Origin of the sequence: Candidatus Pelagibacter sp. HIMB1483, assembly GCF_052048135.1 — a bacterium.
In the GTDB taxonomy this organism is placed as follows: domain Bacteria; phylum Pseudomonadota; class Alphaproteobacteria; order Pelagibacterales; family Pelagibacteraceae; genus Pelagibacter.
Window position 1 is genome coordinate 86,093 of the sequence record NZ_JBNAIM010000002.1, and the last position, 14,821, is coordinate 100,913.

The window sequence follows — 14,821 nt, forward strand, 5'->3', positions numbered from 1 at the left end:
CAATATGATAATTTACTTAAAAAATAAACACACTCTCATGATTGATGATTTTAGTTTTAAATGTTGTGTAGGAAAAAATGGAATAAGTAAGAGAAAAATAGAAGGTGACAAAAAAACACCAATTGGGTCATTTGGGATTGAAAATTTATACTACAGAAATGACAGGATAAGAAAACCATCAACAAAATTAAAATGTATAAAGATTAATAGAAAAATGGGTTGGTGTGATGATGTTAATATTTCAAAATATTATAACAGGCTTGTTATAAATAAAAAGATTAAACAAGAAAAGTTATACAGAAAAGATTTTAAATACGATTTAATAATACCAATTAAATACAACTTTTCTAATCCAATAAAATCCAAGGGAAGTTGTATTTTTATTCATTTAACTAAAAACTACAAACCTACTGCTGGCTGCATAGCATTAAGTAAAAAAGATTTTTTGATCATGTTAAGATTGATAGATAGGAAAACAAAAATTAATATTTATTAAGACCTTTTGCCAAAAATATTAGATCCAATTCTCAAGTAAGTGGCTGAATTTAGTGTTGCATCTAAGTAATCTGAGGACATACCCATACTTAATTCGCTTAACCCAAGATCTTTATTTAGTTTATTCATTTCCTTAAAATAAATGTTAGCAGATTTATCTAGAGGTGGAATGCACATAAGACCTATTACATTCAAATTTAAACTTTTACAGTAAGAATATAAAGAAGGAAGAGATAATTTGCTTACACCGGATTTTTGATTTTCATTTCCAATATTTACTTGAATAAAAATTTTTATTTTTTTATTTTGTTTTTCTTGTTCATCAAAAATTTTTTTTGCAAGTTTTTCACTATCCACTGAATGAATGTAATCAAACAATTTAACTGCAAATTTAACTTTATTTGTTTGTAAACTACCAATTAAATGTAAATTAATATTTCTATTAACTAATTTAATGTTAGTCCATTTATCTAGAGCTTCTTGAACTTTATTTTCGCCAAAATCCAAATGTCCATATTCAATTAAGGGGTTTATTTTATCAATAGTAAAAGTCTTTGATACAGCAATAATCTTTGGTACTTTAACTAACTTTGAATTATCTAAATTAGATCTTATTTCTTTTTGGATGTTAATTAAATTTTGGATTATTTTATGCATTATAAATCATTAAAAAAATACTACTTTATTAAGTCACTTGATACAAAAAATATCATAAAACAAGATAAAGAAACTATTATAATTTATAGAAATTATACTTCATCTAAGATTGATATAAGTGGAATATTAAGATTAAAAAATTTTTTAAAAAAACGTGGCAATAAATTTCTCCTAGCAAATAACATTAGATTGGCCTTAAAATTAGGATTAGATGGTGTGTATATTCCTTCATTCAATAAAGAACTAAAACACTTATCTTTTTCATTTCATCCAAATTTTATTATAATTGGGTCTGCTCACAATTTAAATGAAATAAGAATTAAAGAACTTCAAAAAGTTCAAAGTATTTTTATATCTTCTTTATTTAAAAAAAATAAAAACTATTTAGGACTTTATAAATTTAAAAAGATTTCAAAATATACGAAAAAAAATATTATTGCTTTAGGTGGTATATCTGGGAAAAATCTAAAAAAACTAAATTTAATGAAGATTACACATTTTGCCGGTATATCTTTTTTTGAACAAAAAAAAGGCCCCTAAAAAGGGGCCCTTTTTAAATTTGATATCTAAATTAATTAGAATGCAAATGATAACGTGAACTCGTAACCTTCTGTATCTCTAGCAGCAGTACCAGCAATGTTATCAACTTCGTTTGTAGCACCAGCTAGTGTCATTCCACCCATAGTGTATGAAGCAGAAATACCAGTTGACACTTGGTCATCTAGTGAAGCCGATTCAAAATCCACTGTGTGTTTATTGTAACCGATTGAGAAGTCATCATTTATAGCGTATGTAATACCCATAGATTGTGACTCTTGGTCAGAGTTTGCAGTTGTGTGGTCTCTATCAGAGTTTTGTATACCAACTGTGAAAGCTCCCCATGCATACTTAGCATACATTGTAGTTTCAGCTGCATCTACAGCAACACCTTCTTGGTTGTCAGAAGATGCATAACCAACTGTTAAACCGTCAATACCTTCTGGAGATACAGCGATTGCAAAGTCAGTGTATGATTCAGCAACAGCAGCACCACCACCATCATTTTGGTAAGCCATAGTAAACGTAGCTCCACCAACACTTGGAGATGTGTAGATGAACATATTTGCTCCACCACCACCATTGATTACAGTTGGAGAACCAGTTGTAGCTGTTCCATCATCGTCAACAATATCCCAAGCTTCTTCGTAAGCATTTGGAGTTACATCGTCAACCGCACCGAATGCAGATGAAGAACCAGAACCATTAAATTTTAATGATCCCCAGTCTCCTGATAGTGTCATGTCGTAGTCATCTAATGCACCACCATCTATTTCGTAGTAAACAGCAACGCCTAAACCGCCATCTGTTTCACCACTCATGTTAAACTTAAGACTATCACCCATGTAGAAGCCATTGCCTCTAGTACCATTAGCCTCGTTACCACCTCTGTTAGTGTCGTCTAATGAAATTGACGCGCCACCTGATACTGATACTTCAGCAGCATTTACAGAAAAAGTAGCAAGAGAACCAGCAAGAGCTGATAATCCAATTTTTCTTAAATTGTTCATATTAATTACTCCTTTTTATTGTTTAATTATTAATAATAAACACGAGCAAATTATCATTTTTTAAAAGAAAAACGTTCAAATATCCCTTTTTTTAATAATTTTTTACTTTATGTTGTATTTATGCAACACAATTAAAGGCCAAAATTCATGAATTTTTTTTAATATATTAGAATTAAATGTATATTTACTTAAGTTTCATTTTATAAATTCACAAATGTTAAAAATAATATCAAATAAAATTTTACTCACATGCATAGTTTTTCTTTTTACTCTTAATTCATGTGGAAAGGATTTCTTTAAACCTGGAGATGCAAGAGAAAATCCTCCTGATCCAAGAGAAAGGGTTAAGAAAAATTTAGAAGAGGGAAGAGGTTTTAGACTTAACGATGCTATAGGTGGGGCAAGAAAGGGAACTAATTTTGAATTTGCAAGTTCAAATGAATTATGGAGAGCTTCACTTGATATTTTAGATTTTATGCCATTAACATCAGCTAATTATAGTGGTGGGGTAATAATCACTGATTGGTATTCTGAACAAGGAAATGCAGATGAGGCCATAAAAATTACAATTAGATTTCTAAGTAATGAAATTAGATCCGATGCAATTAGTGTGGATGTATTTTACAAAAAATGTGTAACAATAAATAATTGTAAAATAAATAAACAAGATGGAAAACTAAAAAAAGAAATCACAAAACAAATACTTACAAAAGCTACAATTTATCAAAAACAAAAGAAGGATAAAAATTTTAAACCTTATCGCCAATCTACTCAGGATAACGAACGCGAATAATTACTTAAAACTTACTATTAATAGTTATGAGCAGATATAATTTTAAATCTATTGAGTCTAAGTGGCAAACTTTTTGGGAAGAAAATAAGAGTTTTAAAGTTGAAACAGATTCTTTAAAAAAAAAATTTTATTGTCTTGAAATGTTTCCTTATCCTTCGGGAAAGATTCACATGGGACATGTGAGGAATTATACAATAGGAGATGTGCTTGCCAGATATAAATCTTTAAAAGGTTTTAATGTATTACACCCTATGGGTTGGGACTCATTTGGTATGCCAGCTGAAAATGCAGCTAAACAAAATAATTTAGATCCAAAAACCTGGACCGAATCTAATATTTCAAAAATGAAAACACAATTAAAAAAACTCGGTCTATCTATTGATTGGGATAGAGAAATTTCAACTTGCAGTGAAGAATATTATAAACATCAACAAGCATTCTTTTTGGAACTATTAGAAAAAAAACTTGTTTACCGTAAAGAAAATTATGTAAATTGGGATCCAGTTGATGAAACAGTTCTTGCAAATGAACAGGTAATTGAAGGAAAAGGATGGCGCTCAGGTGCTGTTGTTGAAAGAAAAAAATTAAGCCAGTGGTTTTTTAACATATCTAAATTTTCTCAAGATTTATTGGATGGACTACAAAAGTTAGAATCTTGGCCTAATAAAGTAAAAACAATGCAAAAGAATTGGATAGGAAAATCATTTGGTTGTGAGATTGATTTTAAAATAGAGGGAGACTTGCCTGTAAAAAACATAAAATGTTTTACTACTAGGCCTGATACTCTTTTTGGATTTTCTTTTATTGCATTATCTATAGATCATGAAATTTCAAAATATTATAAAAATGATGATAATTTTTCTAAATTTAAAGAAAAATGTTCAAAAACAGGCACAACTGAAGAGGCAATAGCTGTTGGAGATAAAATTGGATTTAAAACAAATCTTTTTGCTGAAAACCCTTTAAATCCAAAACAGAAAGTTCCAGTTTATTTTGCTAATTTTGTTTTAATGGACTACGGATTTGGAGCTGTTTTTGGTTGTCCAGCCCATGACCAAAGAGATTTTGATTTCGCAAAGAAATATGATCTTGAAATTAAAACAGTTGTTAGACCTCACGATAAAGATAATTCTTTTAAAGTAGAAAAGGAAGCTTATTCAGGTGCCGGTGTAATAATTAATTCAGAGTTTTTAAATGGTTTTGAAGCACCAGAAAATTCAGTCCTAGAAACTATAAAAATTTTAGAAAAAAAAAAATTAGGCAAAAAACAAATTAATTTTAGACTAAAAGATTGGGGAGTATCTCGACAAAGATATTGGGGTTGCCCAATACCAGTGGCATATGATGAAAATGGTAAAGCTTATCCAATTCCTAAGTCAATGTTACCTGTAAAGCTCCCAGAAAATATAAACCTTAATGTTAAAGGTAATCCTCTTGATAGCCAAACAGAGTGGAAAAAAGTTGTCATTGACGGAAAAAATCTAGTTAGAGAAACAGACACATTAGATACTTTTGTTTGTTCATCTTGGTACTTTTTAAGATTTTGCTCACCAAAAGAAACAGCTAATGGATTTAATAAAAAAGATATAGATTATTGGATGCCTGTTGATCAATACATTGGTGGAGTTGAGCATGCTATTTTGCATTTACTGTATTCGAGATTTTTTATGCAAGCTCTTTCATACAATAACAAAGAGTTTAGCTTATTAGAACCATTCAACGGTCTTTTTACTCAAGGTATGGTGTGTCATGAAACTTATAAGGACCCTGACAATAATTGGGTCAGTCCTGATGAAATTGAAAACATTGATGGAAAGCGATATTTGAAAAAGGATACTTCTAAATTGATTACGGTCGGGCCCTCTGAATCCATGTCCAAATCAAAAAAAAATACAATTGACCCAGAAAATATTATTTTAAATTATGGTGCAGATGCTGCTAGATTATTCATCTTATCTGATAGTCCTCCTGAAAAAGATGTTCAATGGTCAGAAGAAGGGATTGCTTCGTCATTCAAATTTATTCAAAAATTATGGACTTTAAATGAAAAAATTACTGATCAAGTAAAAAAAAATCACTCAAAAGACAATGATATTGAAATAGAAAAATATACAAATAAGTTTTTAAAAAATGTTACTGATAATCTTGAAAGTTTTAGTTACAACAAAATCATTGCTAATTTACATGAAATGCACACTTTCTTAAATAAACAAATAGATAAGCCTTACACTAAAGAAACTCTTCTTCGAAATTATCAAAAAATTTTAATTGCAATCACACCTGTTATTCCACATTTTGCAAGTGAATGTCTTGAATTAATGAATATAAAAGATTTCAAGTGGTCAGAGTATGATGAGTCAATGTTAAAAGAAGATAAAATAAATATCGTTATTCAAATAAATGGTAAAAAAAGAGGACTAATTTCAACTAAACCAAATATGACAGAGGAAAAACTTTTTGAAATAATTCAGAATGATGAGAAATTAATGAAGTATACTGACCAAAAAAATATAAAAAAAAAAATTTATATTCAAGATAAACTAATGAATATAATAGTTTAAATGTTGATGAAAAAAAAAATTTTAATCATACTTACTTTTATCATTTTTACAGGCTGTGAATATAAACCAATATATTCAGAATCTAATAAGACAAATTATAAAATTGTTGTAACTGATATAATTGGTGACAAAAAATTTAACAAATTTCTAGTGGATAGTATTTTAAGAAATAGTCAAAAAGATTCTAATGAAATTATTACTATTAAAATAAATTCTGAATATACAAAAAATATTTTAGCAAAAAATACAGCAGGAAACATTACTGACTATCAGAGTACAGCGGTTACTACTTTTTCAATTGAGAAAAATCAAAATCTTAAAACATTTACTGTTAATGAGAAATTTAATTTTCAAAAAATGACAGATAAATATGAAGAAAAAAATTATGAAGAGAATATAAAGAAAAATTTAGCTACATCTATATCGCAAAGATTAATCCTTAGATTGTCAATTATTGAATGATATTAAAATCATACGAAATAAATAAAATTAGTAATGATTATACCTTTTATTTACTTCATGGAAAAAATGAAGGATTAAAAGAAGAAATTATTAAAGAAATAACAAAAAGAAATAAAGGGAAAATTTTAAATTATGAAGAAAAACAAATTTTTGAAGAAAAAGAAATTTTTTTTGAAAATATTTTATCAGGCTCATTATTTGAAACTAATAAATTGATCATAATAAATAGGGCGAGTGACAAGATTCATGATTTGATACTTGAATTAATAGAAAAAAAAATAATAGATATAAAAATTATAATAAACGCCGAAATTCTTGAAAAAAAATCAAAACTAAGATCTTTATTTGAAAAAGAAAAAAAACTAGCTTGTATACCAGTATATCCAGATAATAATGAAACACTAGCTAGATTGGCAGCTATATTTTTTAAAGAAGGAAAAATCTCAATTTCTCAACAAAATATAAATTTGATTGTAAACAAATGCAATGGAGACAGACATAATCTTAAAAGTGAGCTTGAAAAAATAAAAACTTTTGCGTTACAAAAAAAAAGCATTTCTACGGAGGAAATCTTAAAGCTTATAAATTTAAGTGAAAATCACAGTTTTGCAGAATTAATTGATAACTGTTTAGCTAAAAACAAAAATAAAATTATAAATATTTTAAATGAAAATAACTTTAGCAACGAAGATTGTATAGTTATTTTAAGAACTTTTTTGATGAAAGCAAAAAAGGTTCTTAAACTTTCTCAGGAATTAGAAAAAAATAATGATTTAAATAAAACAATCTCGTCTGCTAAACCTCCAATATTTTGGAAAGATAAAGAAATTGTCAAAATACAATTAAAAAAATGGAATCAACAAAAAATAAAAGAATTAATTTATAAGCTGAATAACACAGAACTTCAAATCAAGAAAAGTTTTAATAATCCAATTTTAATTGTAACAAACTTTATATTAGAGCAAGGCTCAAATACTAATAATTAGATTTAATTATATCTATAATTTTATTCAATTGATCAAGGTCATGATATGAAAAGGTAATGGTTCCTTTGTTTCTTTTATTATTCTTTATAGAAACATTTAATCCAACTTTATCAGAAATAGATTTTTCGAGATTTTGAATATTCGGGTCTATTAATTTTGAAAAAGATCCTTTTTTTTTCTTAAAAATTTTAACAAAATTTTCAGATTGTCTAACAGAGAGTTTTTTTTCTATTATTTTAGAAGCTATAAATTCAGCATTATCCATGCCTACTAATATTTTAGCATGTCCAGCGCTAATTTTTTTTTCTTCAATGTACTTTAATACAGAAGTAGGTAACGATAATAATCGCAAAGAATTAGTGATATAACTTCTACTTTTACCAATAAATTTAGAGACTTTTTCTTGATCATATGAAAATTCATCAATTAATCTTTTATAACCTTGTGCTTCTTCAAGCGGATTTAAATCATGTCTTTGGACGTTTTCAACAATTGCAAATTCTAGTGACTTTAAATCATCTGCCTCTGTAACTACGACAGGTATATCATGTAGGCCTGCTTTTCTAGCAGCTAGCCACCTTCTCTCACCTGCAATGATTTCAAACTTAGAATTTTCTGACAGAGATTTCCTAACTATAATTGGCTGGATTACTCCTCGTTCTTTTATTGAATTAGATAAGTCATCTAAATTCTCTTCATCAAAGTTTTTCCTTGGCTGAAATTTATTTGGAATAATATCACTTAATAATAACTTATTCGTTTTAGACTCAACTTTTGTCTCACCAATAAGTGAAGATAACCCTCTGCCTAGTCCTTTTTTGATTTTATTCATTATGCAGCACTTCCTAGATTATTCTCTTGATTTATAAATTCATCAGTAAAACTATAATATGATTTACTACCAGGACAATTTTTATCATATATCAAAACTGGGACTCCATGAGATGGGGCTTCCGATAAACGAACATTACGAGGAATAACTGTTTGATAAACTTTTTCTTTAAAATAATCTCTAGCTTCTTGTTCTACTTGGGATGATAGTTTGTTTCTTCTGTCATACATTGTTAACAGAATCCCCTGTATTTCTAGTTTTGGATTCAATTTAACTTTTATTCGTTCAATAGTTTTCATTAATTGAGTAAGTCCTTCTAATGCAAAAAATTCCGTTTGAAGTGGTACCAATAGAGAATTTGATGATACTAAAGCCATTACAGTTAACAAACTAAGGGATGGGGGGCAATCTATTAAGATATAATCATATAATGTTCTAGAATCATTTAAATATGCGGTTAATTTAGACTTCAAAATAAAGGCTCTATCACTATCACCAGCAGTTTCTACTTCCAACCCAGACAAATCTACATTAGAGCTTATTAAATCAAGATCCTTAAATTTTGTTTCTTTTATCACACTAGAAATTGACATCGTCCCATTAAGAATTCCATAAATTGTTTGGTCCGATTGCTCAGTATTAGACAACCCCAGACCAGTTGTGGCATTCCCTTGTGGATCAAGGTCAATTACTAAAATTTTTTTACCTTGTTGAGATAATGCAGAAGCCAAATTAATAACAGTTGTTGTTTTACCAACACCACCTTTTTGATTTATTATAGAAATAATTTTCATGAAAATTTTTTTTTAATTTTTTTTATATTAAGTATAAATGAGTCTTTGTTAGTTAGACTTTTTTTTTCTTCATAATCTAAATCCCAATCTTGAAGTGTATCTTTTAGAATTTTTCTACCACTACTTCCCATAAAAAAAATTATGTTTTTATATTTATTAAAATTTTTATTTATTAAATTAAGTATTATCGGCATTGGTTTAAAAGCTCTGGACATTATTGTTCCTGTTTCAATATCTTTAACTGTAAAAATGTCTTTTTGAATTACTTCTGTGTTTAAATTTAATTTTTCTGAAACTTCTCTTAAAAAGGCACATTTATGGTAACTCTTTTCATAAAGGTTGACTTTCATACTATTTTTTATCTGTTTCATCACGACAGCTACGATTAAGCCGGGCATTCCTCCCCCGCTACCTAAATCAGAGGTTGTATTACTATTTAAATCAACAAAATCAATTATTTGCGCAGAATCAATTATATGACGTTCTCTTATATGCTGTTTTTCCTGTATTTTTTTGCTTATAATGTTTATATGCTTATTTTTATCCAGTATCATTGAAATTAAGGTTTCAAGTTGATTACAAGTTTCACGTGAAACATTAAAACTAAAAATTTTAGAATAAGAATTTAAAATCAAATTATCCATCAAGCTATATGCTTAATAGACTTTCTTTTGACATGTGACAACAAAATATATACAGCTGCAGGAGTAATTCCATCAATTCTGAGTGCCTGACCCATCGTTTTTGGCCTTATTTCTTTAAATTTAGATTTAACCTCATTAGAAAGACCGGAAAATTGGTCATAATCAATATTATCAGGAATCGTTAAATTTTCATCTCTTTTAAAAGCTAAGATATCAGCCTTTTGTTTTTTTAAATAACCTCTATAATGAGAGTTGATTTCGATCTGCTCATCGATCTCAAAGCCACTATCCATAATTTCTGGCCAAATCTCTCTGATTTTTTTCATATTAACCTCTTTTTGAGTTAAAATTTCATCAGCGGATCTAAGAACACCATCTTTTGCAATTTTTATACCAAATTTATCTGCTTTTGATGGAGAAATAGTCAAATTTACCATTTGTAAAGAAATTTTGTTCAATTTATTGAATTTATCCTCAAATATCTCTTTTCTCGTCGCTGATATTAGACCTATCTCAATACCCTTCTGTGTTAGTCTTAAATCTGCATTGTCAGATCTAAGACTTAATCTATACTCAGCTCGAGAAGTAAACATTCTATAAGGCTCAACAACACCCTTGGTTACCAAATCATCAATCATTACACCAATATAAGCATCTGATCGATCTAGTATAAATGGCTCCATATTTTTAAAAGATAAAGCAGCATTAATACCAGCTATAAGACCTTGAGCAGCTGCTTCCTCATAACCCGTGGTTCCATTAATTTGTCCAGCGAGATATAAATTCCTGATTTTTTTTGTCTCTAATGTCAAAAAAAGCTCTCTGGGATCAATATAGTCATATTCAATTGCATATCCTGGTCTAATTATTTTAACATTTTCTAAACCATTGATATTGTTGAGTATTTCATACTGAACAACCTCAGGTAGAGATGTTGATATACCATTTGGATAAATTGTGTGATCATTTAAACCCTCAGGCTCTAAAAATATCTGGTGTCTAGTCTTATCTGCAAATTTTACTATTTTGTCTTCTATAGAAGGACAATATCTTGGACCGACACCCTGAATGCTACCCGAGTACATTGCGCTTTTAGATAAATTTTTTTCAATAATTTTATGAACCCTTTCGTTTGTGTAGGTCATTGAACATGACACTTGTTTGTTTAAATTCTTTTTTGTTAGGAAAGAAAAAAAATATGGATTATCGTCTGCAAATTGTTTTTCTAAATTTTCAAAATTAATTGATCTGGAATCTAGTCTAGGAGGGGTCCCAGTTTTTAATCTACCAATTTTAAAATTATATTTCTTTAACTGTTCGCTTAAACCTGTACTTGGTTTTTCATTGAAACGACCTGCGGGAGTTCTTGTATCACCAATATGTATCAATCCATTTAAAAATGTGCCAGTTGTTAAGATTAATTTACTGCAACTTATATTGTAACCTTTTTGTGTTATTAATCCACTTATTTCATTATTTGAGAAAATAAATTGTGTTACAGGATCAGAAAAAATGCTTAAATTACAATAGTTTACAAGCTTTTCTTGCATAAATTTACGGTATAAATATCTATCAGATTGAGTTCTGGGTCCTCTTACAGCAGGTCCTCTACTTCTATTTAATAATCTAAATTGTATTCCAGACTTATCAGCAACTTCTCCCATGAGCCCATCTAGAGCATCAATTTCTCTCACTAGATGACCTTTACCTAAACCACCAATAGCAGGATTGCATGACATTTCCCCTATGGTATTTATGTTGTGAGTAAATAAGGCTGTGTTAATTCCAAGTCGCGCAGAAGCTGCAGCTGCCTCACAACCTGCATGACCGCCGCCAATTACAACTACATCAAAAGATAAATCTTTTTTCATGGTATAAATTTATATTTGATTAAAATATTTACAAGATTTGAGTTTTTTTTCTCAAATAAGCTATATTTATCAACGAAAAGAATAAAAAAAAGGCTAAAAATACAGCAAAATCGTCATTATTTTCCAATGCAAAAATCATTGAAAATACTGCCTAATATCTCTTCTACATCAACTTTTCCAACAATCATTCCCAAATGTCTACTTGCTAACCTTAAATCCTCAGCCGCTTTATCAAAATCTTCTTTTTCATTTTTTTCTAAAAAATTTATTAAGTGATCCACACATTGTATTAAATGTTGTCTGTGTCTTTCTCTGGTTATTAAAATATCCTCTTCAGTTATAAATTTATTCTTTAGACTGTCTTTAATTTTTGAAATTAAATTATCTATATTTAAATTATCTTTTAATGATATCAAAACGTGATTAAGTTTAAGAATTTTTGGATCCAATTTTGTATTTAGAAGATCTGATTTATTTATGACTAAAATAGCATCATTTTTCAACAAATCGTTCAAAAAGCCTTTAATATCAATGCTTTTAGCATCAACTACTACTAATTTTAAGTCAGCATTCTCAGCTTTTTTAAGAGACAATCTTATTCCTTTTTTTTCTATTTCATCTTTTGAATCTCTTATGCCCGCAGTATCAGAAATAATAACCGGATATCCATCTATATTTAAATGTGTTTCGACGACATCTCTAGTAGTACCAGCAATCTCAGATACTATAGCAACTTCTCTATTTGATAGATTATTTAACAAACTAGATTTACCAGCGTTAGTTGGGCCTACTATAGCAATTTTGAAACCCTCACGAATTATTTCTCCAACTTTTTGATCATCTAAAATTTTTTTTATTTCATTCAGAACATCATTGATATCTATTTTTATTTTTTTTATGTTTTCATCAGGAAGATCCTCATCTGGAAAATCTATTTTTGCTTCCACAAAGGACAAAATTTTTAATAATTTTGCTCTTAATTCATTAAATTTTTTAGATGTACTCCCATTCATGATTTTAATTGCTTGTTTTCTCTGAATTTCAGTTTCAGAAGAAATTAAATCAGCTATACTTTCAGCCTTTAATAAATTTATCTTTCCATTTTGAAATGCAAGTTTAGTAAATTCTCCAGGCTCTGCTAATCTACAATTTTTAATATTAGATATTGCTTCCTGTACAGCTAAAACAACTGCTTTACTACCATGAACATGTAATTCGGCCATGTCTTCGCCTGTGTAGCTCTCAGGTCCAGGAAACCATAAAATTATGCCCTCATCAATAAGCTCAGAAGTGTTGATATTGTTTATTTTTCTTAGGGTTGCCATTCTTGGAGTTGGAATTTCTTTACCAGTTAGTGTCTCTATTACTTTTGCCGTTTCTGGACCCGAAAGACGAATAATTGATACCCCAGAAATACCTGGACCTGAGGAAAGAGCATAGATTGTCATGTAATAAGTATAATCTTATACTTAAGATATTGGAAATAAATATTTCTAAACAGTAATTTCTTCAATAGCTTTAAAAAAACTCGCTGAAAATTTTTTTTGATTGAATAAGGGACTTTCTAGAGCATTAAGAAAGATATTTTTTCTTAGGTCTAAATATTCTTTTGTATTCTTCGATAAATTTATTGCCTTCGACAAATATTGCTCCTCATTGCTAGCTATTAAACTTTCCATTTTTAAATTTCTATTAATTGACTCACCACATCTAGAATTGAAATTATAACCAGACAAAGTGATAACCGGAACGCCCATCCAAATAGCCTCAAATGACGTTGTTACACCATTGTATGGAAAGGTATCTAATGCAATATCTATTTCTTTGTATAAATTTAAATGATCCTCTACATTATCAATTCGAGTATAAAATGACACAGAGTCTAGAACTCCATTTTTTTTAAATAATTTTTCAATTCTATCTAATTTTCTTCTTCTATTTGCACATTTAATAATCAATTTTGAACCTTTAATTTTTTTTAATATGTTTGACCAACAATTAATAACATTGTCATTTATTTTAGCAGGATTGTTAAATGAACCAAAAGTTAAATAATTATTTCTCAAAAAAGGAGCTGGATTTTCTTTTCTTTTAAAATTCATACCAGAATGACAATTCCAAATTTCTGGTAAATATAATACTTTCTCTGAATAATATTTTTTTTCACTTTTTAAAATAAGATTTGGGTCTGTAATAATATAATCCATATTATCTAAGCCAGAAGTATTACAGTAACCCATCCAAATAACTTGTTTTTTGGCCAATCTATTTTTATATAATTCAATTCTATTTCTTGAGGTGTATCCCATAATATCTATCATTATATCTAGATTGAATTCTCTTATTGTATTGAGTGCTTTAAAATCGTTAAATTTCCCAACATTAATTGTTTTATCAACTAAATTAGTAAATTCCTCTGATGTCTTGTCCTCTTTAATTTGATTGGTAAATAAAACTATCTCAAATTTTGATTTGTCATAGTTTAACAATACTGTTTTTAAAAAATAAGTAACTGAATGAGCCTCTTTAATATCAGCTGATAAAAAGCCTATTTTTATTTTTTTGTTCTTTTTATTAGATAACTTTATTATTTTTTCTTGAGGGTATTCTCTTAAATTATCATTTAAAAACTTACCAAATTTAAAGAAGTCCTGCTGAGACCAACTTTTATCAAAACATCTCCAATATCCATAATTACATAAATCCTGAATAATAAAATCTTTAGATTTAATTATTTTTTCAAGATGAAATATCATTCCTTTATAATCGCTCAACCTAGAATAAACTGTAGACATAGCAATGTTTATTGGCCTTTGATCGCAAAAAGGTTTTGGTGAAGCCTTATAAAAACTTTTTATCTCATCAAAATCTACATTGCTATCTTCAAAATCACTCAAAATTGAACTAGCTACTACATAATTAGTTAAAGCATTAAGACCATTAACGCTCTCTTTTTCTTTAAGATATCCTTTTTTAAAATCATTTACAGCTAGACTAACTTGATCTTTATCTTTTTTGCCAAGAGACATTCTACTGATGCCCAACAAAACAAATAATCCAGCGTTCCTGTCCTCTTCTTTGGTTTTAGAAGTAATTTCAAAGATTATTTCTGAGTATCTTTTTTCTTTAAATAAATTTTGTAATTCAAATTCTAAATTTTGAATTGACGCCATTTAATA

Annotated in this window: 14 protein-coding genes; 6 read left to right on the forward strand and 8 right to left on the reverse strand. The window is 28.4% G+C overall.

What is annotated here, in order from left to right; genetic code table 11:
* Window positions 1–4 precede the first annotated feature (4 nt).
* A complete protein-coding gene (locus ACTTAV_RS01085; protein WP_440669626.1) occupies window positions 5–496 on the forward strand; it encodes a L,D-transpeptidase family protein in 492 nt (163 codons plus the stop codon).
* Here ACTTAV_RS01085 and ACTTAV_RS01090 read toward each other — a convergent pair.
* Window positions 493–1,152, reverse strand: coding sequence for a YggS family pyridoxal phosphate-dependent enzyme (locus ACTTAV_RS01090; RefSeq protein WP_440669627.1), 660 nt, complete (start codon window positions 1,150–1,152; stop codon window positions 493–495). The genes ACTTAV_RS01085 and ACTTAV_RS01090 overlap by 4 nt on opposite strands.
* Here ACTTAV_RS01090 and ACTTAV_RS01095 point away from each other — a divergent pair.
* Entirely contained in the window at window positions 1,147–1,692 is a 546-nt protein-coding gene (locus ACTTAV_RS01095; RefSeq protein ID WP_440669628.1) for a thiamine phosphate synthase, read from the forward strand. The genes ACTTAV_RS01090 and ACTTAV_RS01095 overlap by 6 nt on opposite strands.
* 35 nt (window positions 1,693–1,727) lie before the next feature.
* On the opposite strand, the gene ACTTAV_RS01100 is transcribed toward ACTTAV_RS01095, so the two are convergent.
* The gene (locus ACTTAV_RS01100; RefSeq protein WP_440669629.1) at window positions 1,728–2,699 is read right to left on the reverse strand and encodes a porin; all 972 of its coding nucleotides are present in this window, start codon (window positions 2,697–2,699) and stop codon (window positions 1,728–1,730) included.
* A gap of 214 nt (window positions 2,700–2,913) precedes the next feature.
* Here ACTTAV_RS01100 and ACTTAV_RS01105 point away from each other — a divergent pair, with 214 nt between their 5' ends.
* Genes ACTTAV_RS01105 through holA form a run of 4 tightly spaced genes read left to right on the forward strand, consistent with a single transcriptional unit; the run spans window position 2,914 to window position 7,501 of the window.
* Window positions 2,914–3,492, forward strand: coding sequence for a DUF3576 domain-containing protein (locus ACTTAV_RS01105; RefSeq protein WP_440669630.1), 579 nt, complete (start codon window positions 2,914–2,916; stop codon window positions 3,490–3,492).
* Between the two features lie 26 nt (window positions 3,493–3,518).
* A complete protein-coding gene (leuS, locus tag ACTTAV_RS01110) occupies window positions 3,519–6,053 on the forward strand; it encodes a leucine--tRNA ligase (protein ID WP_440669631.1) in 2,535 nt (844 codons plus the stop codon).
* A 6-nt stretch (window positions 6,054–6,059) separates the two neighbouring features.
* Window positions 6,060–6,515: a hypothetical protein gene (locus ACTTAV_RS01115; protein WP_440669632.1), complete on the forward strand. Its 456-nt coding sequence runs from the start codon at window positions 6,060–6,062 to the stop codon at window positions 6,513–6,515.
* Entirely contained in the window at window positions 6,512–7,501 is a 990-nt protein-coding gene (gene holA, locus ACTTAV_RS01120) for a DNA polymerase III subunit delta (protein WP_440669633.1), read from the forward strand. The genes ACTTAV_RS01115 and holA overlap by 4 nt, the downstream gene beginning before the upstream one ends.
* Here the strand turns inward: holA and ACTTAV_RS01125 are convergent.
* The 6 genes from ACTTAV_RS01125 to ACTTAV_RS01150 all read right to left on the reverse strand — a co-directional run bounded on the left by ACTTAV_RS01125 (window position 7,491) and on the right by ACTTAV_RS01150 (window position 14,815).
* Window positions 7,491–8,333, reverse strand: coding sequence for a ParB/RepB/Spo0J family partition protein (locus ACTTAV_RS01125; RefSeq protein WP_440669634.1), 843 nt, complete (start codon window positions 8,331–8,333; stop codon window positions 7,491–7,493). The genes holA and ACTTAV_RS01125 overlap by 11 nt on opposite strands.
* On the reverse strand, window positions 8,333–9,127 hold the full coding sequence (locus tag ACTTAV_RS01130) for a ParA family protein (RefSeq protein WP_440669636.1): 795 nt from the start codon (window positions 9,125–9,127) through the stop codon (window positions 8,333–8,335). The genes ACTTAV_RS01125 and ACTTAV_RS01130 overlap by 1 nt, the downstream gene beginning before the upstream one ends.
* Window positions 9,124–9,771, reverse strand: coding sequence for a 16S rRNA (guanine(527)-N(7))-methyltransferase RsmG (locus ACTTAV_RS01135; RefSeq protein WP_440669637.1), 648 nt, complete (start codon window positions 9,769–9,771; stop codon window positions 9,124–9,126). The genes ACTTAV_RS01130 and ACTTAV_RS01135 overlap by 4 nt, the downstream gene beginning before the upstream one ends.
* Window positions 9,771–11,642 carry a tRNA uridine-5-carboxymethylaminomethyl(34) synthesis enzyme MnmG gene (gene mnmG, locus ACTTAV_RS01140; protein ID WP_440669638.1) on the reverse strand — a complete coding sequence of 624 codons (1,872 nt, stop codon included), beginning with the start codon at window positions 11,640–11,642 and terminating at the stop codon, window positions 9,771–9,773. Before mnmG ends, ACTTAV_RS01135 begins: the two co-directional genes overlap by 1 nt.
* Before the next feature lie 116 nt (window positions 11,643–11,758).
* Window positions 11,759–13,090 carry a tRNA uridine-5-carboxymethylaminomethyl(34) synthesis GTPase MnmE gene (gene mnmE / locus ACTTAV_RS01145; protein WP_440669640.1) on the reverse strand — a complete coding sequence of 444 codons (1,332 nt, stop codon included), beginning with the start codon at window positions 13,088–13,090 and terminating at the stop codon, window positions 11,759–11,761.
* Window positions 13,091–13,135: 45 nt separating this feature from the next.
* A complete protein-coding gene (locus tag ACTTAV_RS01150; protein ID WP_440669642.1) occupies window positions 13,136–14,815 on the reverse strand; it encodes an O-linked N-acetylglucosamine transferase, SPINDLY family protein in 1,680 nt (559 codons plus the stop codon).
* Between the last annotated feature and the right edge of the window lie 6 nt (window positions 14,816–14,821).